This window comes from Arthrobacter sp. ZGTC131 (assembly GCF_002929275.1).
Taxonomy (GTDB): Bacteria; Actinomycetota; Actinomycetes; order Actinomycetales; family Micrococcaceae; genus Arthrobacter.
Map to the genome: position 1 here is coordinate 37983 of NZ_PJIK01000009.1, position 23246 is coordinate 61228.

Below are 23246 nucleotides of genomic sequence, written 5' to 3' on the forward strand. Positions count from 1 at the left end.
TGATCTGTAAACCTAGGCTGAGCCTAGCCTAGGAGATCTGGGCGACGGTGTATTCGAAACGGCCGGAACCGACCTCCCGCGGCTCTTGCCCCGGCAGCTCAACGCGGGCGGTGGCTCCGGTGGGCACCTCGATGGAGACGCTGTGCCCGCCGTCGGCATTTCGCCAGGTGATCGAGGCGGTTCCATAGGGGGTCTCGTGCCGGGCGGAGGCGGAGGTGAGGCCGCCTCCGGGCTGGGGGCGGAAGAGGATCCGGCGGTAGCCGGGCTCGAGCGGCGCGATGCCGGCCACCACCCGGTGCATCCAGTCGGCCACGGCACCGAGGGCGTAGTGGTTGAAGGACGTCATCTCACCCGGGTTGATGGTGCCGTCGGCGAGCATCGAGTCCCAGCGCTCCCAGATGGTGGTGCCGCCCTGCTTCACTGCGTACAGCCAGGACGGGCATTCCTTCTCCAGCAGCAGGTCGTAGGCGGTGTCAACGGCGCCTGCAGCTGTCAGCGCATCCGAGATGGCAGGCGTTCCCGCGAAGCCGGTCCCGATGCGGTTCCCGCCTTCGCGCACCAGTTGGGCCAGGCGCTCGCCGCCCTTGCGTGCCAGCGCCTCGTCCGGGTACAGCCCGAAAACGATGGCCAGGGCGTAGGCGGTCTGGGCGTCGCTGGTCATCCGGCCATCGGCAAGGATGTATTCCCGGGCGAAGGCGTCGGCGGCGGCGCGGGCGAGTTCCAGGTAGTGCAGTTCGTCGTCGGCCTTCCCCAACACGCCGGCGGCCTTGGCGAGATGGCGGGCCGACCAGGCGAAGTATGCGGAGGCCACGAGGTGCTTGTCCGTCATGGCCTGGGTGGGGTCCTCCGGCGGGGCGGTGGGGTCGAGCCAGTCGCCCAGCTGGAAACCCGTGTCCCAGAGATGGCTTTCGCCGGCGAGGCTGTCCAGCAGGTCAACCCAGGCCTTGGCGCTCTCATACTGGTCGGCCAGGACCTTTGCATCGCTGAACCGCTCGTACAGTGCCCAGGGCGTAAGCACGGCGACGTCGCCCCAGACGGCGCCCGGGCGGATCGGGGTCCAGTAGTTGCCGCCGGGAATGACCGGGACGTACCAGGGAACAGTGCCGTCGGGCAGCTGTTCGGCGGCGACGTCCTTGAGCCATGAGGAAAGCATGCCGGAGCAGTCGTAGAGGAAGCTCGCGGTGGGTGCGAAGACCTGGATGTCCCCGGTCCAGCCCAGCCTCTCGTCACGCTGCGGGCAGTCCGTGGGAATGTCCACGAAGTTGCCCTTCATACTCCACAGCACGTTGTCGTGGAGCCGGTTGAGGTCCGGATCGGAGCTCTCGAACCAGCCGGTGCGCTCCATATCGGTGTGGTAGACGCGGGCCACCACATTTTCAGCAATGTCCCCGCCGGTCCAGCCGTCGATCTCGGCGTAGCGGAAGCCGTGAATGGTGAAGCGCGGCTCCCAGGTTTCCGTGCCGTCTCCGGACAGGGTGTAGCTGTCGGTGGCATCCGCATGGCGCAGGGGGCGGGTGTAGAGCTCGCCGTCCTGGAGAACCTCCGCGTGGCGCAGGGTGACCGCAGACCCGGCCTGCCCGCTGACGGTGATCTGCAGCCGGCCCACGAGGTTCTGGCCGAAGTCGAGCAGGGTTTTGCCGGACGGGGAGGTCCATACGCTCACCGGGCGCAACTCCCCGGTGCAACGCACGGGCGGCCCCTCAGGGGCCACGAGGGTTGCGGGATCGCGTTCGACGCCGACGACGGGCTGCCAGCCGGAGTCGTCAAACCCCGGACGGCTCCACCCGGACGGCACCTCCCGGGCGTCGAACCGTTCACCCTTGTAGAGGCTGCTGAACAGGATGGGCCCGTAAGACGCCTTCCAGTCCGTGCCGCTGCCCACAACGGTGACGGAGCCGTCGTCGTGCGTCACGTGAAGCTGCGCCAGCAGCGCGACCTTGTCCCCGTAAAGGTTCGCGTGACCGCCGTTGAAGCCGATGCGGCCCCGGTACCAGCCGTCGGCGAGCCAGGCGCCGAGCGCGTTCTCGCCCTCGGCGAGATGGTCGGTGACGTCGTAGGTGTAGTAGCGCAGCCGCTTGCCGTAGACGGTCCAGCCCGGGGCCAGGGCGTCGTCACCGACGCGGGATCCGTTGAGCTCCATCTCGTACAGGCCGTGGGCCGTCACGTAGAGCCGGGCCGAGGCCACCGGCCGCGGGAGGGTGAAACTGCGGCGAAGCAGCGGGGGCCGCCGGTCCGCGTCGGCGTCCTCGTCCCAGCTCGGCGAAATCGGTGTCGCCCTCCAGTCCCCGGCGTCGAGAAGGCCGGTTTCGACGGCGGAGGCCGGGCTCCATGCGCTCGGCTCCTCCTGACCGCCGCCCCAGACGCGGACGCTGACGTCCGCGCGCTGCGCCGAGGTCAGCGGAGCGGCGGGCCAGGGAACCAGCACTGACTCAGCGGAGTCCAGCCGCTCACTCGTCCACGTGCCCTCGGAGGTGGTCACGGTCAGCTGGTAGGCGTCCTGCGTCCAGCCCGGTTCTCCGCTCGTTTTCCAGGAGATCCGGGGCGTCGGGGTGCCGATGCCGAGGGCGCCGGGCAGGTGTTCAAAGGTCACGGGTCGGACGGTGGCAGGCATGGAGGAAGTCTCTTTCTCGGGTTTCGCTGGCTGGCCGTGTCCGGCCCTGCCCTGTTGGCGGTTAGTCCTGTTAGCGGCGGGGACTTAGCCCTTGACGGCTCCGGCGGTCATGCCGGCGACGATCTGGCGGTTGAAGAACAGGTACATGATGAAGGGCGGAACGGTGATCAGCAGGATGTTCATGAAGAGCAGGTTGTAGCTGGTGGCGAACTGGCTCTGGAAGTTGAACAGCGTCAGCTGGACCGTTGCATTGGCGTCACCGGGGAGGAAGTACAGCGGGTTCTGGAAGTCGTTGAAGATGTGCACGGACTGGACCACGATCACGGTGACAATGACGGAGCGCAGCAGCGGGAAGATGACCCGGAAGAACAGGCGCACCGGTCCGCAGCCGTCGATGACGGCGGCCTCGTCCAGTTCCTTCGGGATGGAGGCGATGAAGGCGCGGAAGAGCATGACGCAGAAGGACAGGCCGAAGGCCACTTCAATGAGGATCAGGCCAGGGAGGGTCTTGAACAGTCCCATGCTCTGCAGCACCCAGATGGTGGGGACCACGGCGGGCGGGATGATCAGGCCCGAGAGGATGAGGAAGTTTGCCACGCCGTTCCAGCGGGAGCGGCGGCGCTGCAGGATCCAGGCGACCATCGCGGCCAGGATCACCAGGATGGTGACGCTCACCACCGTGAGGATGGTGCTGTTGATGAAGGCCGTGACGAGCATGAACTTGCGTGCGGACAGGACGTCCTGGAAGTTCTCGAGGAAGTTGAAGGTGGTGGGCCAGGAGAAGTCGAGCTTGGCGGCCTCGCGGCGGTCCTTCACGGCGGTGAGCGCCATGAATGCAAGCGGGACGATGAAGACGACGATGGTGACGGCGATGGCCAGGGCGCCCAGCCCGTAGCGCTTGAGTGCGGTGGTCACTGCTCGACCTCCTTGCGGTTCAGGAACATGGACAGTGGCAGGATGATCGCGGTGACGATCAGGAACAGGACGACGTTGCCCGCCGTGGACAGGCCGTAGAAGCCGGCCTGGTACTGCTTGAAGATGACCGAGGCAATCACGTCCGAGGTGAAGCCCGGGCCGCCCTTGGTCATGGCCCAGATCAGGTCGAAGGACCGGAGCCCGCCGATCAGGGAGAGGATGATCACCGTTGCCGTGGCCGGGCGGGCCAGGGGGAGGGTGATGTTGAAGAAGCTCTTGAACGAGCTGGCGCCGTCCACTTTGGCGGCCTCAAAGTACTCCTGCGGGATGGACACGATGCCGGCGATGTAGATGACGGTGGCGAGGCCCACGCCCTTCCAGACGTCCACCAGGGCCACGGACATGAGCGCCCAGGCCGGATCCACGAGCCAGGCCGGCCCTTCGACGCCGACGACCGCGAGGGCCTTGTTGATCATGCCCTTGGACGGATCCATCAGGATGGTGAAGACGATGCCGACGCCGATGCTGCTCAGGAGCACCGGGAAGAAGATTACGGATCGGAGGTAGCCGCGGGCGATGATCTGGGACGTCAGCAGTACGGCGAGGAGCATTCCCAGGACCACCTTGAGGGTGGAGGTCACCACACCGTAGATGAAGGTGTTGGTCAGGCCTTTCAGGAGGGCGGGTTCCTGGAAGAACTGGACGAAGTTGTCCAGGCCGATGAAGGTGAAGTCTGTGAGGGTCCAGCGGGTGAAGCTGAAGAAGAACGACGCGAAGGTCGGGATCAGGAACAGGGCCGTGTAGACGACGGCGGCCGGAAGGTAGAACCAGTAGGGGTACGCGGACTTCCCCTTGCGGCGCTTGGGCTGCTCGGCCTGGCGCGGGCGCGTGGCCGAAACTGTCGGTGCGGTGTTGACTGTCATGGAAATCTCCCTAATGGCCGTCCGGGCCGGCAGGCGGCCCGGACGGCGGATTGGGTATGGAGGTTAGTTCCAGCCCGGCAGGTTCAGCTGCTTGGCCTGCTTCTTGACGTCCTCGTCGTAGAGGGCGGCGCCGTCCTTGGCGGAGCGGATTCCCGAACCCACCTCGACGGTGATCTGTTCGAGGGCAGGGCCCTTGACCGGGGAGAGGTACTCAAGGGCGGGGCTATTCTTGGACTCGTCCTCGAAGTAGGGAAGCATGTCCTTCACCGCGGCGGGCACGTCATCAGGCAGGTCGCAGCCCTTGACGAGGTAGGGGCCGTTGGCTCCGACGGCTTTGGTCTGGGAGTCGCAGCCGGCCGTGCTCGCGATGAACGCCTGGAACTTCTTGGCTTCCTCGAGGTTCTTCGTGGACTTGGGAATGTAGACGCCGCCCGGCAGCCAGACCGTCAGGGCGTTCTTCGACGCGTCCTCGCCCGGGAGCGGGAAGAGGCCGATGTCGTTGAGTTTGTCCGGGAACGTCACCTTGAGCTCCGGCAGGGCAAAGCTCAGGATCGGGTACTGCGCGCCCTCGCCGTTGGCCAGCTTCTCAAGCCCCTGTGCGTAGGTGGCAGAGGCGAAGTCCTTGTTGAACAGTCCGGCCTTCGCAGCTTCCTCCAGGTGTTCGAAGCCCTTGACGGCCGCCGGATCGGTGGCGTACTTGGCCTTGTTGGCCGTGTAGTTGGCGGCGAAGTTCGGGTCCGCCTTGGCCACGTTGGCGAAGTCACCGAGGACGAAGAGCTGGGAGGTCCACGTGGTCTGATACGTCTGGATGATCGGGTCGGTGCCCGCTTCCTTGATCTTGCGGCTGTTTGCCAGGAACTCGGACCAGGTCTTGGGAACGGACAGGCCCAGCTTTTCGTAGACCTTCTTGTTGTAGAGCACCGCGCCGGCATTGCCGGTGCCGACCGGGACGCCGTAGATCTCCTTGCCGGCGGTCACGACGGGCTTGAACGAGTCGGAAACGTTGGCCATGTAAGGCTCGCTGGTGACGGGCACCAGGTTTTGCTCAGGCGAGATCTGGTGGAAGAGGGAGCCGGAGTTGTACGAGAACACGTCTGCCATGTCTCCGGTGGACAGCCTGGTCTTGACGATGTTGTCGCCTTCGCCGCCTTGGGGCCGGGTCTCGACCTCGACCTTGATGGTCGGGTTCGCCGCTGTGAAGTCCTTGGCGAGCTGCTCCGCGTACGCGACGGTGTTCTCGGTGTTGTCTACCAGCCAGGTGATGGTCTTTTCGCCGCCGCCGCCGCCGCTTCCGCTGGTGCTGCCCCCGGCGCATCCAGTTAGTGCTACGGCCAGCGCCGTGACGCCTCCAGCCAGGGCGGCCCAATGCCGTGTGCCCGTAATGGCCATCTTTACCTCCTCGTAAAGCCCGCAGGCCCTCGGGCCTATGGAACGTTTCAATTTCGCCTAACTACCTTATCCAGCTGTGTTACGTGGATTGTGTAGATCGGTCTACGTTTTCCACTGTAAGGCATGTCACAGGTCCTCGCAAGAGATTTGTGTAGATCAGTCTACAATTTTCTCTAGAACGGCTCTATGCGGACGCTGGACGGGGGAACGATGTCGGAACACGTGAAGCGGGCAACAATCAGCGACGTTGCCCAACATGCCGGCGTCTCCAAGGCCGCGGTCTCCAAGGTGCTGCGGGGCGCCTACGGCGTCAGCGGCACCATGAAGGCGCGGGTCGAAGCCTCAATGGCCACCCTGGGCTACCGCCCGTCCGCCCTGGCCCGCGGCATGCGCGGCAGCAGTTTCACCCTGGGTGTTTTTGTTGTGGACCTGCACAACACGTTCATGTCAGTGCTCATCGAGGGGATCCGCACGGAAGCGGAGCTCAACGGCTATCAGGTCTTCATCGGGGAGGCGAGCAGGGGGCTTGCCCAACAGCGGCAGATGATCGAGGCCATGGTGGACAGGAAGATGGACGGCATAGTCCTCATAGCCCCGTTCGGCACCGCAGATGACCTTGAAGAGATTGCACGCGGCACTCCTACGGTTGTCCTCGGCCGCCATGGGCCAAGCCATTCCTACGACACGGTGGCCAGCGATGACATCGCGGGCAGTGCGCTGATCGTGGACCATCTGGTCTCCCTCGGCCACCGGCGGATTGCCCACCTGATGCAGGTCGGCCGCGAAAAAAACGAAAGCGGCATGCCTCAGGTAGTGCGCGCCAAGGGGTACGTGGACGCGATGGTGCGAAACGGCCTGGAGCAGGAGATTGACGTGTTGGAAGGCAGGTGGAGCCAGGAGGGCGGCCGGTCCGCCGCGGGGCTGATGGTCCAGCGGAAGAACCCGCCCACTGCCGTGCATGCCGGAGCCGACATGGCCGCTCTCGGCGTTCTCGCCGGGTTCCACGAAGCCGGAGTCAGGGTGCCTGAAGACTTCTCCGTGGTTGGCTACGACAACGTGTTCGCGGCATCCCTTCCCCAGGTGGGACTCACCTCGGTGGACCAGTCAGGAATCGAGATGGGCGCGCTGGCCGCGAAGCTGCTGGTGGAGCGCATCCAGGGACGGCAGGAAGCTGTATCGACCGTCGTGGCCCCGCGGCTCGTCGTCCGCAGGACCACGGCGCCCCCGCCGGGCGTGTGACGGGAAGCCGGAGCCACGTGAACAAGGCGTCCCTCCGGGCCCACGTAGACTGGCAGCATGCGGTTGGTAGCAAGTGACATAGACGGAACGATCCTTGGGCACGATGGAAAAATCAGTGACCGCACCATCCGCGCCTTCCACGCATGCCGGGGAGCCGGCGTCGAACTCGTCTTCGTCACCGGGCGCCCGCCGCGCTGGCTGCATCCGCTCGAAGAGCAGCTGGGCCACACGGGCACGGTGATCTGTTCCAACGGTGCCGTGGTGTGGGACCTTGAGGCGGACAGTTTGGTTTCCGCCCGGACCATGGGCCTTAACGACGTCTTCGAGGTCCGCCGGATCATCAAACAACTGCGGCCCACGGCACTCTTCGCCGCGGAGACCCTCACCGGCTTCCACCTCGAGCCCGGCTTCATCGAAAACGGCTCCAGCGAGCTTCTTTCCGAGTTCACCCCGGCGCCGCTGGCCGACACGCTCACGGCGGATGACGCCGTCGTCAAATTCCTGGCGATCGTCCGCGAAGGCACCGCGGACGACTTCCTTGCCGAGGTGTCACCCGCAGTCGGGAACCTCGCCACCGTCACGCATTCCGCGCCCACCGTCGCCATGTTGGAGCTGTCCGTCCCGGGCATCAACAAGGCTGTCACCCTGGCTGAGTACGCCGCCTCGCTGGGGATCGATGCCGCCGACGTCGTGGCGTTTGGTGACATGCCCAACGACATCGAGATGCTCCGCTGGGCGGGGCACGGTTATGCCATGGCCAGCGGCCACCCGGAGGCGATCCGCGCCGCCGGGCAGCAGGCGCCGCACTTTGACGACGACGGCGTGGCCCAGATTCTCGAGGAGAAGCTCGCCGCGCTCGGCGTCAGCCTGCCGTAAACACTGCCGTCGCCGGCCTGCCACCGTACTCCCAACTGGCGGACAACTTACGTTCACGTTCGAACCCTAGATTGGGTACGTCTGATGATTCATGAGTTTGACCGATAGGGGACGTCGTGGCCAGGAACAAGACAGTCAGCGCGGCCGATACTCCGCTGCGCCGCGCGGAGCCCGATGTGCACTGGTCCGCCCTGCGCGCGGGGGACCGCGTCACCGTGCGGCTCACGCCGGGGTTCGAAACCGGCGGGTTCATTTCTGCGGTCACGCCGGATCACACGGTGGTCTGGGTGGACCTCGACGGCGGCCGCGGCCGCACGCTGCTGCACTGCGGCGACGGCGTGGAGATTCTCCCTGACTGACCGGGAACCCCCGCCCCTCCGCTACGCTTCGAAGGTGACCGAACCCCTGCCATTCTTCTCTGCTACCGGGCCCGTTGCCGGTCCTGGTGCGGGTCCTGATACGGGTTCTGGTGCCGGGGCTGTTCCCGGAGCGGGCAGGCCGGTCGCCATGGCCCACCGCGGATTTTCCCGCGACGGCATGGAGAACTCCATGGCCGCGTTCCGCGCCGCGGTCGAACTCGGTTGCCGGTACGTCGAAACGGACGTCCACACCACGTCCGACGGCGTGCTGCTCCTGTTCCATGACCCGTCGCTGGACCGGCTCACGGACAGCATCGGGCGGATCTCCGGCCTCAGCGCGGAAGAGGTTTCACGGGCGCGAATCCGCGGAGCGGAACCCGTGCCGACCTTCGATGATGTCGTGGGGGCTCTTCCGGACACCCGGTTCAACCTCGACGTCAAGGACTGGCACTCCGTGCGCAGCCTCGCTGCCGCGATCGAACGCCACGGCGTCCATGACCGGGTGCTGATCGCCAGCTTCTCGGACCGCCGACGACGGGCGGTGCTGAAGCTGCTCAGCCGCCGAACGGCGTCCTCGGCAGGGATCGTGACCAACGCCCTGTTTGTGCTGCTGGGCCCCGTGCTGGCCGTTCCGGTGGTGGGCCCGTTGGTGCGGGCCGCGCTGCGCCGTGGGCTGCGCGGCGTAGACGCCCTGCAGGTGCCGGTCAGCTACAAGTCCATCCCCGTGGTGACGCCGGGATATGTCCGCCGCGCCCATCAGCTCGGCCTGTACGTGCACGTGTGGACCATCAATGAGCCGGCGGAGATGCGCCGGCTCCTGGATCTCGGCGTGGACGGCATCGTCACGGACCGCGCGGACCTCCTCAAGGGAGTGTTGCAGAGCCGCGGCGAGTGGTCCTGACCTGTTTGCGGGGTGTTGGCCGCCCGTGTCATGGCCGATCCCGCGGATGACCTTGGGGTTGGTCGTTGAACACCTGGCTGCCCCGATCGCCGTAGCGGGCATCCCGCCCCGATGCGAGAATGTCCGCATGCTCATATTCCTGGAAACGGAGCGGCTCCTGCTGCGGCAGTTCAATCTCCATGACTCAGACCTGCTCGTGGAGTTGGACGGCGATCCCCGCGTGATGCGGTACATCACGGGCGGCGCCCCGACGTCCAGGCAGGAGGTTGAAGGCGAGGTACTTCCGGCGTTCCTTGGCTATTACCGAAAATTCCCCGGCTACGGATTTTGGGCCGCGATAGAGAAATCAACCGGAGATTTCCTTGGCTGGTTCCACTACCGACCCGCCCCCGGGGACCCACTCGATCAGCCGGAACTGGGCTACCGCTTGCGCCACTCAGCTTGGGGAAAGGGATACGCGACCGAGGGATCCCGTGCCCTGATCGCCAACGGGTTTACCGAGTTCGAAGTGCAGCGCGTGGTTGCTTCGACAATGGCCGTCAACACAGCCTCGCGAAGGGTGATGGAGAAATCTGGGATGCGACTCGTACGTGCCTTCGTCGCAGACTGGCCAGTTTCCATCCCGGGGGATGAACACGGCGACGTCGAGTACGCGATCTCCCGGAGTGAATGGGAGCTACACCGGACCGCCGTCATTAGGCAGTGACGCTGGCACCTGCAGGCCCGGTCTTACGCTGCCGGAGGCCTAACTCATGACCTCACCGTTGAACGGCTGACGACGGTCGACCCCGGCTCAGGTGCTAGTTCGAAGCCGCCGGGGTTCCCGGCGGCTTCGGCTCTTGCCTGCGGCGAGCCGGAGCTCGCTGGCCGCCGGTTTGCTAGCTGCGGCCCAGGCCGGTGCTGGGGTCCCGGTCCCCCTCGGAAGGGTCTGCCCGCAGCTCGTCGGGGTCCGGTTCGGGAAGTCCGGCCGGGCCGGCGATATCCCGCGGAGCGTCGGAGGCTCCGGTGTCGTCCGGGGCATCGCTCACGCCGGGACCACCCGACGCGCCTGGTTCCTCCAGGGAGTCCGGTTCCCCGGGCGCCCCCCGTTCCCCGGACGCACCAGTGGCGCCCATAGTGCGGCCCGTTTCGGCATGCTGCGATGTGCCGGCCGGTTCGCCACCCTCGGATCCGCGTAATGCGTCGCTGTTATCCCCGGCGTTGGAGCCTTCGCTGATTGAGGAGTGGACCTGGATGTCGTCGTCCGACGCGCCCGGCTCGGGGGCGTGGGCATCGTCCGCCGGCTCCGAGGTTCCGGCCAGGTCTTCCATCGCGTTCTCTGCTGCCTTGCCAATGCTGTCGCCGATTCCCATAGCTTGCTCCTTCTGTGCGGCCCCGCACCTGCGGTCCGGCTTGGGGCCGGACTGCGCGGCATCTGACTGTTCCAGAATTATCAGTATGCTTACAATTAGTCCAGTGTCGCCGGGCACGGGACGCCAAGCTCCGCTGTCACCCCCTCCCGGTGTCCTCAGCAGATGACCCTAGCCATGGAGGACCGCAGGAACATGAGCACCTACCATCCCGAAAACGACCCCGCCAACCCGGACCGGCCCGCCGCGCGGGACGCCGCGGACGAACAGCCCCGGGGTTCACAAGAACGCGAGGACTCGGCCAGCTCGCCGAATCCGGATCCGCTGAACGGCAACATCACCGGCCTGGAGCCCGGCGGCGGAGTGCCGCCCGGGGAGACGCCCCCCGCCGAAGACCAAATGAGCGGGGACCAGGGGCACGAGGAGTAGCCCCGCGCCGCACGCCGAACGTTGACGCCTGCGCCGGGCCGCATCGGCGCCACGCGCTGCCCCGGGCCGCATCAGCGCCACGCGCTGCCCAAATGACGGAAAGGGCGGCGGTGATCCTTCGCATTGCTGGCAGGATGGTGGCATGCGAATCCTCATTGCCCCGGACAAGTTCAAGGGGTCCCTTACCGCCGTCGAAGCCGCCGCCGCCATCGCCGAGGGCGCCCTCCGCGTTTATCCCGACGCCGTAGCCACCCAGTTTCCGGTGGCCGACGGCGGCGAAGGCACCCTCGAAGCAGCGGTCGCTGCAGGTTACGAGGAGCGGATCAACGCCGTGGTGGGCCCAATCCTGGCTCCCATCGGCGCGGCTTGGGCCTTGCGGAAGGACGGCACTGGGGGAGCCACTGCCGTGATCGAGACGGCCCAGGCGTCCGGCCTCGCCCACATGGAGCCAACACCGGAGAATTCCCTCCGGGCGCACAGCTACGGCTGCGGGCAGCTGATCGCGGCCGCCCTCGATGCCGGCGCCACCGAGATCGTGCTGGGCGTAGGCGGCTCGGCCATGAGCGACGGCGGCAGCGGAGCCCTGCGTGCCTTGGGGCTCAAGCCGCTCGACGCCGCCGGAAATGTGGTGCCGCTGGGCGGCGGATCCCTGGCTGATGCGGTGTCCGTGGATGTCTCGGGGCTGGACCCGCGCCTGTCTGCCGTGACGTTCAGGATCGCCGTGGATGTCCAGAACCCGCTGTACGGCAGCACCGGCGCCGCGCATGTCTTCGGCCCGCAGAAGGGCGCCGACGACGACGCCACGGAAAAGCTCGACGCCGGCCTGCGCAACTGGGCGTCCATCCTCCGGCAGGCTACGGGCCGGGACGTCAACGTGCCGGGTGCCGGAGCGGCCGGCGGCTTCCCGGCGTCGTTCCTTGCCTTCACGCAGGCCACGCTGGAAGGCGGCTTCGCGCTCGTGGCCGGGCTGACCGGGCTCGCCGAACAGCTCAAGGACGCCGACCTGGTCATTACCGGCGAAGGGTCCATGGACTCGCAGTCCCTCACGGGCAAGGCGCCCATCGCCCTCGCGGACGCCGCCCGGGAACGGGGGATTCCGGTGATTGTGGTGGCCGGCCGGATTCTGGTCACTCCGGAGGAGCTGGCCGAACACGGCGTGGTGGCCGCGGCGCAGCTGCTGGACGTGGCGGAGAGCCCGGAGGACGCCGTCGCCAATGCCGGAAAGTACCTTGCATGGGCCACGAAGCAGGTGCTCGAAGGAGCCTGACCGCGCCGACTGCGGGCGGCTTCCGACCGCTGACCGTCCGTCGCTCTGAGCGGCCGGCTCAGGCTCCGGTTTCGTAGTGCGGCTCGGCCACCGGTTTTGACTCGGGGCAGCCCTTCTCGCGCAGGTAGACGGACGTGTCCACCAGCACCGCCACGGCGAGGAACTCGCTTTGCCAGAAATCTCGCGGTCCTGGCCGGCAGCCTATTTCCGCGCCTGCCGATGGAGATGCAGGGGGACATAGGCCAAGAGAAGGGCGAGCACCACAAGGAGCACCGCTCCCGCAATGAGGCCGGCGCTGCGTCCGGCCGTGACGTCGAAAACAAGCGCGGCGGTTCCCACGCTGAGGGCCGCCACGCCTGCCAAAGCGATCTTGGTGATGTTGTCGGCGCTGGTCACCAGGGTTTCCTTGAGCCGTTTCCGGAAGAGCCGCCGGTGCACACTGACGGGCAGCAGGATGAAGGCGGTGGTTAACGCGGCAAGCGCCACGTTCACGAGGTAAAGGTTGGTCTGAAAGTCGTCGAGCGTTTCGAAGCGCTGTTGGAAGGGTAGCGTCAGCAGGAAGCCGGCAAGGATCTGCACGCCCGTCTGAAGTACGCGCAGCTCCTGGATCAGTTCCATCCAGTTCCGGTCGAGCTGTTCCTCCCGCGTTTCATTTCTACCGCTGCCAGCCGGACTGTCGGGATCTGTCATGCATCCTCCTCCACGGGCGTCGTCACGGCTGCCTCTTTGGCTCCAAACCTAGGCTCAACCCTCACCGAATTCAACAATTGCTAAGTTTGCTGTCTATTTTCGTCCAGGTGGTGGACTTGGTCGTCAGAACTGCGTTAGGTTCGAAGAGCCGGACCGTCCGGCCGTGCCGGAGCGGGGACGGACCTTGATCCTTTCGCCGCGAAGTGCCGGCCCTAAACGATTTGCACTGTTAGCCCGAACATGTGAGTAGGTGGACTATGAGTGATTCAGAGAAGCAGCCTGACCAGCCCGCCGATCCCCGCGGGACGTATCATGCGGGGCCTTTTCCGAAGCAAGAGCAGAAACAGCCGGGCCTTACCGCCCCGATGGATCCCCAGCCGGACCACGGCGAACTGAGCTACGAAGGCAGCGGCGCGCTGCAAGGCAAGGCGGCGCTCATCACGGGCGGTGACTCCGGTATCGGCAAGGCTGTGGCCATCGCTTTCGCCAGGGAAGGGGCCGACGTCGCCATCTCCTACCTCCCGGAGGAAGAGGACGACGCCCAAGACACAGCCGAATGGATCCGCAAGACCGGCCGGCGTGCGCTGCTCCTCGCAGGGGACGGCCGGACAGAGGAATTCAGCACGCGGTTAGTGGATGACGCCGTGGCGGAGTTCGGCCGGCTGGATGTGGTGGTGCTGAACGCCGCCTACCAGAAGAACCGGGAGAGCTTCGAATCGCTCCCCACCGAAGAGTTTGACCGGGTTTTCAAGACCAACCTGTACTCTCTGCTGTGGACTGCCCGTGCGGCTGTGCCGCACCTCAAAGCCGGTGCGTCCATCATCACCACTGCGTCCATCCAGGCCTTCAACCCGTCCCCGGGGCTCATCGACTACGCCATGACCAAGGCGGCGCAGGTTGCCTTCACCAAGGCTCTCGCCCAGGAGCTGGGGCCCAAGGGAATCCGCGTCAACGCCGTGGCGCCCGGCCCCATCTGGACCCCGCTTATTCCGGCCACGGAATGGCCGGACAAGCTACCCACGTTTGGCCAGGACACGCCCCTGCAGCGAGCAGGCCAGCCGGCGGAGCTGGCCCCCGCGTACGTCCTGCTCGCATCCGACGCAGGGTCGTACATCTCCGGCGCAGTGGTTCCCGTCACCGGCGGCAAGGGGCTCTGACGGGGCTGCCATGCCTTGGCCGTCTGGCGGCAATGAGCTTCAGGCGGACCCGGCCCGGCACCGACGCCCACCAATTTCCAGCAATTTTCCAGCCAACAATTTCCAGCCAACCAGGAGGAAAACATGAGCCAGGACAACCAGCACGCAGCCCCTGAAGAGGTGGCGGGAGGTTACGGCACGCCCACCGCTGAGCAGGAAACCGGCGGAGATGCCAAGCAGTTCGCGCAGCCCCGCGAGGAGGAGGATTTCGATGCCGCGGGCCTGAACCAGAACAGCCCGGACGGCGAGACCTTCGATACGGGCACACCCAACCTCAGCCACTTCGACGAGGAGGACCGGGACAGCGCCGGCGAGCCCGGGGCGGGCCGCTTCGGAGGCACTGACGAGCAGCTCCATGCGGAGGGCGACAGTGGCGGGGCAGGCTTCGACCAGGACTCAGGGGAGTCGCCGGTTCCGCGCGATCCCGGTGCTCCTCCCGGGGCCGAGGACGTCGCTGTGCCGTCTGCGGACGCCGAAATTGATGAGGGCAATGCGGACGATTCGGACTCCGGGCAGTTCTCCTCGGAACCGGGGCAGGAGGCCGGCGGCTTGCCGGACGGCAGCGGCAACGATCTGCCGAAGGAAAAGTCCCCCAATGACGACGACGAGACGTTCGACGCCGGGTAGCCGCGGGCCGGAAACCTGGCCGCTGGGCCGCATTTCTGCACCGCTTTGCAGCCGACCCGGCACCTTGGCACCCCGAATTCCCGGGGCGCCAAGGGGCCGGCGGCGCTGAAAACGGTGCAGAAATGCCCGGGAATCCTATGCCGCTGGGCCTACCGCTTCTTCGGAGTCCGCTTGGCGGCCGCGTTGATCGCAGCCTTGGCAGCCGGCACCGGTCCCTCGGCCTCCGGCTCGGCTGCAGTTCCGCGGGCCTTCGCAGTGGCCTTCATGCCGTGGTAGATCACCAGGGCGGCGGCGGATCCCAGCGCGATGCCGGTGAACTTCAGGTCGCCGATGGTCCAGGTGTAGTCCGCGATGCCGATGATCAGGGCGACGGCGGCGGTGGTCAGGTTTACCGGGTTGGAGAAGTTGACCCTGTTCTGCACCCAGATTTTCACACCCAGGATGCCGATCATGCCGTACAGCATGGTGGCGGCGCCGCCCAGCACACCCGGGGGCACGGTGGCGATCAGCTCGCCGAACTTCGGTGAAAAGCTCAGCAGGACGGCGAAGATACCGGCAACCCAGTACGCGGCGGTGGAGTAGACCTTGGTGGCAGCCATGACGCCGATGTTTTCCGCGTAGGTGGTGGTGCCGGAACCGCCGCCGAAGCCGGCCAGCACCGTGGCAGCGCCATCGGCCATCAGGGCGCGGCCGGACACGCCGTCCAGGTTCTGCCCGGTCATGGCGGAGACGGACTTCACGTGCCCGATGTTCTCGGCCACGAGCACCAGCACTACCGGCACGAAGAGGCCAACCACGCCGAGATGGAATTCGGGAGTCTGGAACTGGGGCAGCCCGACCCAGGCGGCCGCGTCCATCTTGGCGTAGCTCACCTCGCCGCGAATCATGGCCGCGAGGTAGCCCACCACCACGCCCACGAGAATGCTCAGGCGGCCCACAATCCCGCGGAACAGCACGCTGACCAGGATGATGGTCGCCAGCGTAATGAGCGCGGTCACGGGCGCGGCGTCGAAGTTGGTCTTGGCGGCCGGCGCGAGGTTGAGGCCGATCAGGGCCACGATGGCACCGGTGACGATCGGCGGCATCAGCCGGTTGATCCAGCCAGCGCCGAACTTCTGCACGATCGCACCGATCACCGCAAGCCCGACGCCGGCCAGCACCACGCCGCCCAGCGCGCCGGCCACGCCGTACTGCTGCTGGGACGCCATGATGGGCGCGATGAACGCGAAGCTCGAGCCGAGGTAGCTGGGCACGCGCCCCTGGGTGATGACGAGGAATAGGAGCGTGCCGATGCCCGAAAAGAAGAGCGTGGTGGCCGGCGGCATTCCGGTGATGATGGGCACCAGGAACGTGGCGCCGAACATGGCCACCACGTGCTGCATACCCACGCCGATTGTCAGGGGCCAAGTAAGCCGTTCACCCGGCGCCACCACTTCGCCCGGGCGGACGGCTTTTCCGTTGCCGTGCAGCTTCCATTTGGTTCCGAGCATGCTCATTGCCGGGGCCTTTCAGAGGGGGAGCCCGCACTGTCGGGGGCTGGGATCTTTCGGTGCAACAATACCGCGCCGCGGCCCGGCACGAGAGGGCCAAATTCGCGAGAGGTGCTCGGGAGGTCCAGGGGAGGACCGCTGTAAGCGCACGGCGGGAGAGGCCGTGCGTAAGGTCACACGCCGTAACTGCCCGTCACGGGAAGAGGACACCCGCGCACGAAGTTGAAACCATGGAAAGAAGGACTGCCCGGCCGTCCCCGCAGGGACGGCCGGCAAAGCGAAAGGGAACAGAATGACAATCGCCCATGAAGAAGCCGTTATCGATTCCGCAGCCGTGGACGCGATCTTCGCCGAAGCCCGCACAGCCAACGCCTTCACCGGTGAGGTCACCGAGCAGCAGGCCCGCGCCATCTATGAACTGACCAAGTTCGGTCCCACCGCCTTCAATTCCCAGCCCCTGCGCGTCACCTACGTGCGCTCGGACGAGGCCCGCGCCAAGCTTGTGGACGCGCTTTCCGCCGGGAACCGCGCCAAGACAGCTTCCGCACCCCTCGTTGCGATCCTCAGCTACGACATCTCCTGGCAGGAGCAGTGGGACAACTTCCTGCCCGGCTACACCGCCCCGAAGGCCATGTATGACGCCTCGCCGGACCTCGCGACTTCCACGGGCAACAACAACGCCCACCTGCAGGCCGGATACTTCATCCTGGCTGTGCGTTCGCTCGGGTTCGCCGCGGGTCCAATGACGGGCGCGGACTTTGCCGCCATTGACGCCGAGTTCTTCCCGGCCGGCGACCAGAAGAGCTTCCTCGTGGTCAACATCGGCCAGCCCGCAGCCGACGCCTGGGGCGAAGCGAAGCGGAAGTTCGCCTACGAGGACGTCGTCCGCACCGTCTAATCCCGAAAAAGGGTTCCCGCTCCCAAAGGGCCCCGGCGCGGAATGCCTCCGGCAATATGGGGGACATTCCGGAGGCATTCGGGGCAGCATTTCTGCAGCGAACTGCACGGCAAGCATCCGGGCCAATTCCAATATTAGTCCCGTTCAGCGCCGGTTGGGCGGGGGCCCGGGCTAGGAAATAACCCCGTCCACCAGCGCCTTGGCCTCGGCCTGCACCTGCTTGAGGTGGTCTGCACCCTTGAAAGACTCGGCGTAGATCTTGTAGACGTCCTCGGTGCCGGACGGGCGGGCAGCGAACCAGGCGTTTTCCGTGACCACCTTCAGGCCGCCGATGGACGCGCCGTTGCCGGGAGCCTCGGTGAGCTTGGCGGTGATCGTTTCGCCGGCGAGCTCGGTGGCGGTGACATCGGAGGACGACAGCTTGCCGAGCGCCGCCTTCTGCTCCCGCGTGGCCGCGGCGTCAATCCGGGCGTACACCGGGGCGCCGAACTGGTCCGTGAGGCCCTTGTACAGCTGTGACGGCGACTTGCCGGTGACGGCGGTGATTTCCGAGGCCAGCAGGGCGAGCAGGATGCCGTCCTTGTCCGTGGTCCACACGCTGCCGTCCATCTTGTTGAACGAGGCTCCGGCGGATTCCTCGCCGCCGAAGGCGCCTTCGCCGGACAGCAGGCCGGGAACGAACCACTTGAAGCCGACCGGCACTTCAACGAGCTTGCGGCCCAGGCTTTCGGCCACCCTGTCGATGATGGAGGAGGAGACGAGCGTCTTGCCGATCACCGACTCGGGGTTCCAGCCGGTGCGGTTGCGGTAAAGGTAGTCGATGGCGACGGCGAGGTAGTGGTTGGGGTTCATCAGGCCACCGTCGGGCGTGACGATGCCGTGGCGGTCGGCGTCAGCGTCGTTGCCGGTGGCGACGTCGAACGTGGCGCCGTCGGACATTCGGTTGATGAGTGATGCCATCGCGGACGGCGAGGAGCAGTCCATCCGGATCTTCTCGTCCCAGTCCAGGGTCATGAAGGCCCACTGCGGGTCAACGGTGGGGTTGACCACGGTGAGGTTCAGGTGGTGCCGTTCGCCGATTTCGCCCCAGTAGTCCACGGAGGCGCCGCCCATGGGGTCGGCTCCGATGCGGACGCCGGACTCGCGGATGGCGTTAAGGTCCAGCACCGACGGGAGGTCGTCCACGTAGCTGCTGAGGAAGTCGAACTTGCCGGTGGTCTCGGCGGCGAGGGCGTCGGCCACGGGGATGCGCTTCACGCCGCGGAGACCGTTTTCCAGCAGTTCGTTAGCGCGGTTGGCGATCCAGCCGGTGGCGTCCGTGTCAGCGGGGCCGCCGTGCGGCGGGTTGTACTTGAAGCCGCCGTCAGCGGGAGGGTTGTGGCTCGGGGTGACCACGATTCCGTCGGCCTGCGGGGCGCCGGCCGGGGCGTTCCGGTTGTAGGTGAGGATGGCGTGGCTCAGGGCAGGGGTGGGCGTGTAGCCGTGGCGGGCGTCGATGAGGACGTTCACGCCGTTGGCCGCCAGCACCTCCAGCGCGGAATTCTGCGCCGGTTCGCTGAGCCCGTGCGTGTCCTTGGCAAGGAACAGTGGTCCGGTGATGCCCTGGCCGGCGCGGTATTCCACAATCGCCTGGGTGATGGCCACGATATGCCCTTCATTGAAGGACGCTTTCAGGCTGGATCCGCGGTGCCCGGAGGTCCCGAACGCCACGCGCTGTCCGGGGTCTCCCAGATCAGGCTTCACGTCGTAATACGCATCCAGAAGTGCGGTCAGGTCAACAAGGTCTTGGGGTTGGGCAACTGTGCCCGCGCGGCTAGCCATTGCACCAGCATGCCAGACGACGGGGGGGCGCAACACGGCATGTCCGAAATCCGGCCCCTGTGACGCCGGATGTCCCCAAATAGGGCCGACTACTTGGACGTATGCCGGTCAAAACTGAGTACAGGGGGCAAAAAGTACCTATATACCGGCGGAATAATGGACTGCTACCTTCAACAGCAATGACGACGGCGGGCGTCCGGCCGGGTGGAAAGTTCCGGCGGCGCCTGCCCGCGGGCAGCGGCGGCGCACATTGATTTCCGGAACAACGGTCTACCGGAACGGCGTTTCGCTTTGGAAGTACGAGGAACTCAGGGGGAACAATGGGGGCTGCAGATGGGGCATTCGAGCGGACGCGCCTGGCGTCCGAGCGGATTGCGCGGCTGAAGCGCGACCTCGACCGGGCGGACCATGCCCCGGGGTCGGGGTCGGGGTCGGGGCGCGTGAGCGCGGGTCCGGGCTGCGATCAGCTCATGGCGGCCAGGCTCGGCGAGCTGGATCCGTGGGGCTGGTTCCTCCTGCATGACGTCCACTGGCCCGGGCGGCCGTTGGCCCGTCTGGATCACGTGCTGGTGGGTCCGGGTGGCGTGATCGTCATCGGAGCCAAGAGCTGGAACGGCAAAGTGGAGGTCACGGACGGTGTGCTGCGCCAGAACGGGTATGCACGGCACCCGGCCATCGAAGTTGCCCTGGGGCAGGCCGCCGCTGTGGCCGCCCTGCTTCCGGCGCCCCGGCGGCGCTTCGTCCGGTCCCTGATCTGCATGGCCGGGCAGCACGGCCTCTCCGGGACCACAGCCGCGGGCATTGAAGTCCATGGAATCGACAGTGTGGTGGCAGCCGTGGCCGGATTGCCGGATGTGCTGGATTCCCGGGCCATTGTGGAGCTCTATACCCAGCTCGGCCGGCTCCTGACCCAGCCCCAGGTGCCGGACGCTAGCGGCCCCGGGGGCAGGCCCGGGCGGGTCGCGTTGGCGAAGAATGCAGGAGCCCCCGCCGATGCCTCGGGTTCGGCAGTTTCCCGCGCGTCCACCACCCTGCGGCCGGCGGCCGATCCATCAGCCGCAGTCTCGTCATTGGCCGCGCCGTCTGCTGCGCCGCCGCCTGCTCCCCGGCACGCCAGCGTCCGGAACTCCGGTTTCCGGCACGCCACGGTCCTGCCGTCTTCTGTTCTGCCAGTCCTGCCGTCAACTGCCCGGCCAGCCTTCCCGCCGGCCAAGCGGCCCGGATTCCGCGGCCAAGCCTCCCGCCAAACTTCCCGGCGCCAATACTCCGGCGGCCTGGACGCACTCGGCCGGGAGTATCAGTCCAGGCCGGTGCTTCGCTCAGCCGGAATGGCCCTGATCGCCGGTCTCGTTTCCACCGCGCTGCTCGCCCCGCCCTTGTGGCTGCTGTGGGAGCTGCTGCCCAAATAGCACCAGGCCTGTGACGGACGTTCCCAGCACCTGGCGGCGGCAACGCTGGGGGATAAAACTCCCGGTGCGGCGGTAGTGTTTTGTTCAGGACTTAATAAGGGGATTTTCCATGACAGAGCAGCGCCCCGCCGGAACGGGCGGCGACCCAAAACCTGACGGCTACCAGCCGCCGTCGTACATTCCGCCGCAGGGATCGGACATCCCGGCGCCGCCGCTGTACACGCCGCCTGGCGAGCAGTACGGCCAGCAGTACGGGCAGCAGTACGGCGGGCAGGGCCGGCAGAATGACCGTGCCGGGGCGAATTTCGGCAGCCCGTATTCGCAGGCCGGGAGCCCGTACGCCCAACCTGCCAGTCCTTATGGCCAGCCAGGGCAATACGCAGGGCAATACGCGGGACAGTATGGCAGCCCCTACGGCCAGCCTTCCTACTACGGCATGGCCGCAGCGCCGAAGAACCTGAGCATCGCCAGCCTGTGCTGCGGGATTGCGGTATTCGTGGGATTCGGGGTTTTCCTCCTGCCGCAGGTGGCGGCAGTGATCCTGGGCCACATGGCCCTGCGGCGCGAACCGTCGGGCCGGGGTTTCGCCATTGCGGGCCTCGTGATGGGATACATCGGCATCGCCCTGACGATCCTGGTGATCGTTGTTTTTGGGCTGCTTCTGGCGGGCCTCTCCACCACGTCCTCCGGCACCTTCTGACCGGCACACTCTGACCGGCACCGTCCGATTAGCACCGCCTGACCGGCACACTCCGACCGGCACCGTCTGAGGTACTAAACCGTCAGCGCCTCGACCAGCCGCGGCCCGTTGTCTTCCAGCCAGCGGGCCGCGGCGGCGGATCACGACGCCCACGGCCTGGCCGGCGCGGACAACCACGTTCCGCGGGGTCACATCGAGATGGCAGACCAGCTCGCCCTGATCCAGCCGGACCGGTCCAGGCGGCAACAAATGCCGAGGAAACAGATGCCGGGATGGCACAAAGCCCGCCGACGCCTCGTGCAGGCGGCGCACCAACAGCGCCACGGAGCTCAGCAGCTCCTCGGACTGCACCCACTGTTCCGGCACGGCGCCGGCGCATTCACCCGGGACGAACGTGAGGACGTCCAGGCCGTCTGCGTCCCGGCCAAGGAACCTCGGCGCGCCCTCGAAGCGGGCATCCTCCAGCCAGTCCAGATACTCGGCCACGGCGTAGCTCTGCGGCTGCTGCGGGCGGCGGACGGTGCCGCCCACCCGCACCATGCCGTCGGTGACGTCGCCGGCCGGCAGGAGTTCGACGTCGGATGCCTCACCGGGAACCGCGACGTACAGGCGGCGCTCAACCGGGAGCCGACTCACAGGGTTCACGCGGTCAGCGTACGCCGCTCATGAGCTTCCGGATAGCCGGTGAGGCTAGCCGGTGAGGCTGCTGCCAGGCCAATAGCCAGCAGCATGCCCGCGCCGCCGATGCCGACGAAGTACGGAAGTTCGTCGTCGGGGTTGTAGAGCCCCGCCAGGATGCCCGCCAGCGTGGTGCCGAGCGAGACCGACAGGAAGAACAGCGCCACCATCTGCGTGTGGAAGGCCTGCGGCGCGAGCTTGGTGGTCACGGACAGGCCGATGGGGGAGAGGAACAGCTCGGCGAGGGTGAACAGGAACAGGATCCCCACGAGGGCGGGCAAGGGCGTCTTTCCTTCGCCGGCGAGTGGAATGAACGCCAAGAAGGCCAGGCCCATCACGAACAGGCCGATCGAGAACTTGAGGGCCGATCCGGGCTGCCGGGAGCCGAGCCGTGTCCAGAGAGCGGCCATGACCCCGGCGAAGACGATGATGAACACCGGGTTGATGGACTGGACCCAGGCGGCCGGCATCTCCCAGCCGAACACGTTGCGGTCCAGCTTCTCCTCGGAGTACACGGCGATGAACGTGAACTGCTGCTGGAACAGCGCCCAGAACGCTGCGGAGGCAATGTACAGCGGGATGAAGGCGGCCACCCGCTTGCGTTCGGTGCCGGTGACCTTCTTGCTGGCGAAGATCAGCACGAAGTAGAGGACGGAAGCACCGATGGCCGCATAGGCCACGGTTATGGCAAGGTTCTCCGCATTCACCACTCCCGTCGCGAGAAGCAGGGCGAGGACCCCGGCGATGCCGAGGAAAATGAGCCCGTACCGGGAGCGCTGCGCCGCAGGCAGCGGGCTGGGCACCCGGTGCGCCTCCGCCGGGAGCTTCCTGCGGCCCAGCGAATAGATCACCAGGCCCAGGGCCATGCCGACGGCGGCGGCACCGAAGCCCCAGTGGAACCCGTTGCTTTCCTGCAGCCAGCCGGTAACGAGCGGACCGATCAGCCCGCCAAGGTTGATGCCCATGTAGAAGATGGAGAATCCTGCGTCGCGGCGGTCATCCTTCTCGCCGTACAGCGTGCCTACGAGGGCGGTGGCGTTGGCCTTCAGGCCGCCGGAGCCGACGCCCACCAGCACCAGTCCCGCAATCAGACCGGGAATTCCCGGCACCAGTGCCAGGGCGATGTGCCCGCACATGATCAGGATGGCGGAGCCGAACAGCACGCGTTCGGAACCGAACAGCCGGTCCGCAAGCCAGGCGCCGAGGATGGTGGACAGGTAGACGCCGCCGCCGTAGGCACCCACCAGGCCGGCGGCCAGCCCCTGCTCAATTCCGAGGCCGCCCTCGGCCGCCGTGAAGTACATGTAATAGAGCAGGATCCCCTGCATGCCGTAGAAGGAGAACCGCTCCCACATTTCCACGGAGAAAAGGCTGGCCAGCATCTTTGGGTGGCCGAAAAAGGAAGTATCGCCCGGCGTTGTAGCGGGGCGATCGGATAAATGAGTAGTGCTCATTTACTCAAGGGTGACACTGCGGCCA

General features: G+C 66.6%; 21 protein-coding genes and 2 pseudogenes. 13 read left to right on the top strand and 10 right to left on the bottom strand.

Annotated features, from left to right (window positions below):
- Positions 1–28 precede the first annotated feature (28 nt).
- From CXQ90_RS12525 to CXQ90_RS12540, 4 genes are all read right to left on the bottom strand, one after another.
- Positions 29–2611, bottom strand: a complete 2583-nt coding sequence (locus CXQ90_RS12525) for a glycoside hydrolase family 78 protein (RefSeq protein WP_104139552.1) — start codon at positions 2609–2611, stop codon at positions 29–31.
- Between the two features lie 84 nt (positions 2612–2695).
- Entirely contained in the window at positions 2696–3526 is an 831-nt protein-coding gene (locus CXQ90_RS12530; RefSeq protein ID WP_104139554.1) for a carbohydrate ABC transporter permease, read from the bottom strand.
- Entirely contained in the window at positions 3523–4449 is a 927-nt protein-coding gene (locus CXQ90_RS12535) for a carbohydrate ABC transporter permease (protein WP_104139555.1), read from the bottom strand. Before CXQ90_RS12535 ends, CXQ90_RS12530 begins: the two co-directional genes overlap by 4 nt.
- A 63-nt stretch (positions 4450–4512) precedes the next feature.
- Positions 4513–5838, bottom strand: coding sequence for an ABC transporter substrate-binding protein (locus CXQ90_RS12540; RefSeq protein WP_104139557.1), 1326 nt, complete (start codon positions 5836–5838; stop codon positions 4513–4515).
- Between the two features lie 186 nt (positions 5839–6024).
- Between CXQ90_RS12540 and CXQ90_RS12545 the strand changes: the two genes are divergently transcribed.
- The 5 genes from CXQ90_RS12545 (at position 6025) to CXQ90_RS12565 (ending at position 9919) form a co-directional block, all read left to right on the top strand.
- A complete protein-coding gene (locus CXQ90_RS12545) occupies positions 6025–7077 on the top strand; it encodes a LacI family DNA-binding transcriptional regulator (protein WP_258064519.1) in 1053 nt (350 codons plus the stop codon).
- A gap of 57 nt (positions 7078–7134) precedes the next feature.
- Positions 7135–7953, top strand: a complete 819-nt coding sequence (locus CXQ90_RS12550) for an HAD family hydrolase (protein ID WP_104139558.1) — start codon at positions 7135–7137, stop codon at positions 7951–7953.
- 116 nt (positions 7954–8069) lie between these two features.
- Positions 8070–8312: a hypothetical protein gene (locus CXQ90_RS12555; protein WP_104139560.1), complete on the top strand. Its 243-nt coding sequence runs from the start codon at positions 8070–8072 to the stop codon at positions 8310–8312.
- 148 nt (positions 8313–8460) lie between these two features.
- Positions 8461–9213, top strand: a complete 753-nt coding sequence (locus tag CXQ90_RS12560) for a glycerophosphodiester phosphodiesterase (protein ID WP_104139561.1) — start codon at positions 8461–8463, stop codon at positions 9211–9213.
- Between the two features lie 127 nt (positions 9214–9340).
- A complete protein-coding gene (locus CXQ90_RS12565; RefSeq protein ID WP_104139563.1) occupies positions 9341–9919 on the top strand; it encodes a GNAT family N-acetyltransferase in 579 nt (192 codons plus the stop codon).
- A gap of 172 nt (positions 9920–10091) precedes the next feature.
- Here the strand turns inward: CXQ90_RS12565 and CXQ90_RS12570 are convergent, their stop codons facing one another.
- Entirely contained in the window at positions 10092–10565 is a 474-nt protein-coding gene (locus CXQ90_RS12570; RefSeq protein ID WP_104139564.1) for a hypothetical protein, read from the bottom strand.
- 192 nt (positions 10566–10757) lie between these two features.
- Between CXQ90_RS12570 and CXQ90_RS12575 the strand changes: the two genes are divergently transcribed.
- A complete protein-coding gene (locus tag CXQ90_RS12575; RefSeq protein WP_104139740.1) occupies positions 10758–10991 on the top strand; it encodes a DUF6480 family protein in 234 nt (77 codons plus the stop codon).
- Positions 10992–11133: 142 nt separating this feature from the next.
- Positions 11134–12258, top strand: a complete 1125-nt coding sequence (locus CXQ90_RS12580) for a glycerate kinase (RefSeq protein ID WP_104139566.1) — start codon at positions 11134–11136, stop codon at positions 12256–12258.
- A gap of 58 nt (positions 12259–12316) precedes the next feature.
- Here the strand turns inward: CXQ90_RS12580 and CXQ90_RS23165 are convergent.
- Both CXQ90_RS23165 and CXQ90_RS12585 read right to left on the bottom strand, forming a co-directional pair.
- Positions 12317–12433, bottom strand: a pseudogene (locus CXQ90_RS23165) (DUF6766 family protein); the annotation flags it as partial.
- 26 nt (positions 12434–12459) lie between these two features.
- Positions 12460–12948 carry a DUF6328 family protein gene (locus tag CXQ90_RS12585; RefSeq protein WP_104139567.1) on the bottom strand — a complete coding sequence of 163 codons (489 nt, stop codon included), beginning with the start codon at positions 12946–12948 and terminating at the stop codon, positions 12460–12462.
- A 257-nt stretch (positions 12949–13205) separates the two neighbouring features.
- On the opposite strand from CXQ90_RS12585, the gene CXQ90_RS12590 reads away from it, so the two are divergent.
- Positions 13206–14105 carry an SDR family oxidoreductase gene (locus CXQ90_RS12590; RefSeq protein ID WP_104139569.1) on the top strand — a complete coding sequence of 300 codons (900 nt, stop codon included), beginning with the start codon at positions 13206–13208 and terminating at the stop codon, positions 14103–14105.
- Between the two features lie 123 nt (positions 14106–14228).
- The gene (locus CXQ90_RS12595; protein WP_104139570.1) at positions 14229–14771 is read left to right on the top strand and encodes a hypothetical protein; all 543 of its coding nucleotides are present in this window, start codon (positions 14229–14231) and stop codon (positions 14769–14771) included.
- Positions 14772–14920: 149 nt separating this feature from the next.
- On the opposite strand, the gene CXQ90_RS12600 is transcribed toward CXQ90_RS12595, so the two are convergent.
- Positions 14921–16267 (bottom strand): uracil-xanthine permease family protein, encoded by a 1347-nt coding sequence (locus CXQ90_RS12600; RefSeq protein ID WP_104139572.1) that lies wholly within the window; start codon positions 16265–16267, stop codon positions 14921–14923.
- A 286-nt stretch (positions 16268–16553) separates the two neighbouring features.
- Between CXQ90_RS12600 and CXQ90_RS12605 the strand changes: the two genes are divergently transcribed.
- A complete protein-coding gene (locus tag CXQ90_RS12605) occupies positions 16554–17159 on the top strand; it encodes a malonic semialdehyde reductase (protein ID WP_104139573.1) in 606 nt (201 codons plus the stop codon).
- Between the two features lie 171 nt (positions 17160–17330).
- Here the strand turns inward: CXQ90_RS12605 and pgm are convergent, their stop codons facing one another.
- A complete protein-coding gene (gene pgm / locus CXQ90_RS12610) occupies positions 17331–18980 on the bottom strand; it encodes a phosphoglucomutase (alpha-D-glucose-1,6-bisphosphate-dependent) (RefSeq protein WP_104139574.1) in 1650 nt (549 codons plus the stop codon).
- A 320-nt stretch (positions 18981–19300) separates the two neighbouring features.
- Here pgm and CXQ90_RS12615 point away from each other — a divergent pair, with 320 nt between their 5' ends.
- The 3 genes from CXQ90_RS12615 to CXQ90_RS22410 all read left to right on the top strand — a co-directional run bounded on the left by CXQ90_RS12615 (position 19301) and on the right by CXQ90_RS22410 (position 21758).
- Entirely contained in the window at positions 19301–20389 is a 1089-nt protein-coding gene (locus CXQ90_RS12615) for a nuclease-related domain-containing protein (protein ID WP_104139576.1), read from the top strand.
- A 109-nt stretch (positions 20390–20498) separates the two neighbouring features.
- Positions 20499–21089 (top strand): DUF4190 domain-containing protein, encoded by a 591-nt coding sequence (locus tag CXQ90_RS12620; RefSeq protein WP_104139577.1) that lies wholly within the window; start codon positions 20499–20501, stop codon positions 21087–21089.
- A 108-nt stretch (positions 21090–21197) separates the two neighbouring features.
- Positions 21198–21758, top strand: a complete 561-nt coding sequence (locus CXQ90_RS22410) for a hypothetical protein (RefSeq protein ID WP_181038548.1) — start codon at positions 21198–21200, stop codon at positions 21756–21758.
- Here the strand turns inward: CXQ90_RS22410 and CXQ90_RS12630 are convergent.
- Positions 21739–23221 (bottom strand): annotated as a pseudogene (locus CXQ90_RS12630) (peptide MFS transporter). The gene CXQ90_RS22410 and the pseudogene CXQ90_RS12630 overlap by 20 nt on opposite strands.
- Positions 23222–23246 lie beyond the last annotated feature (25 nt).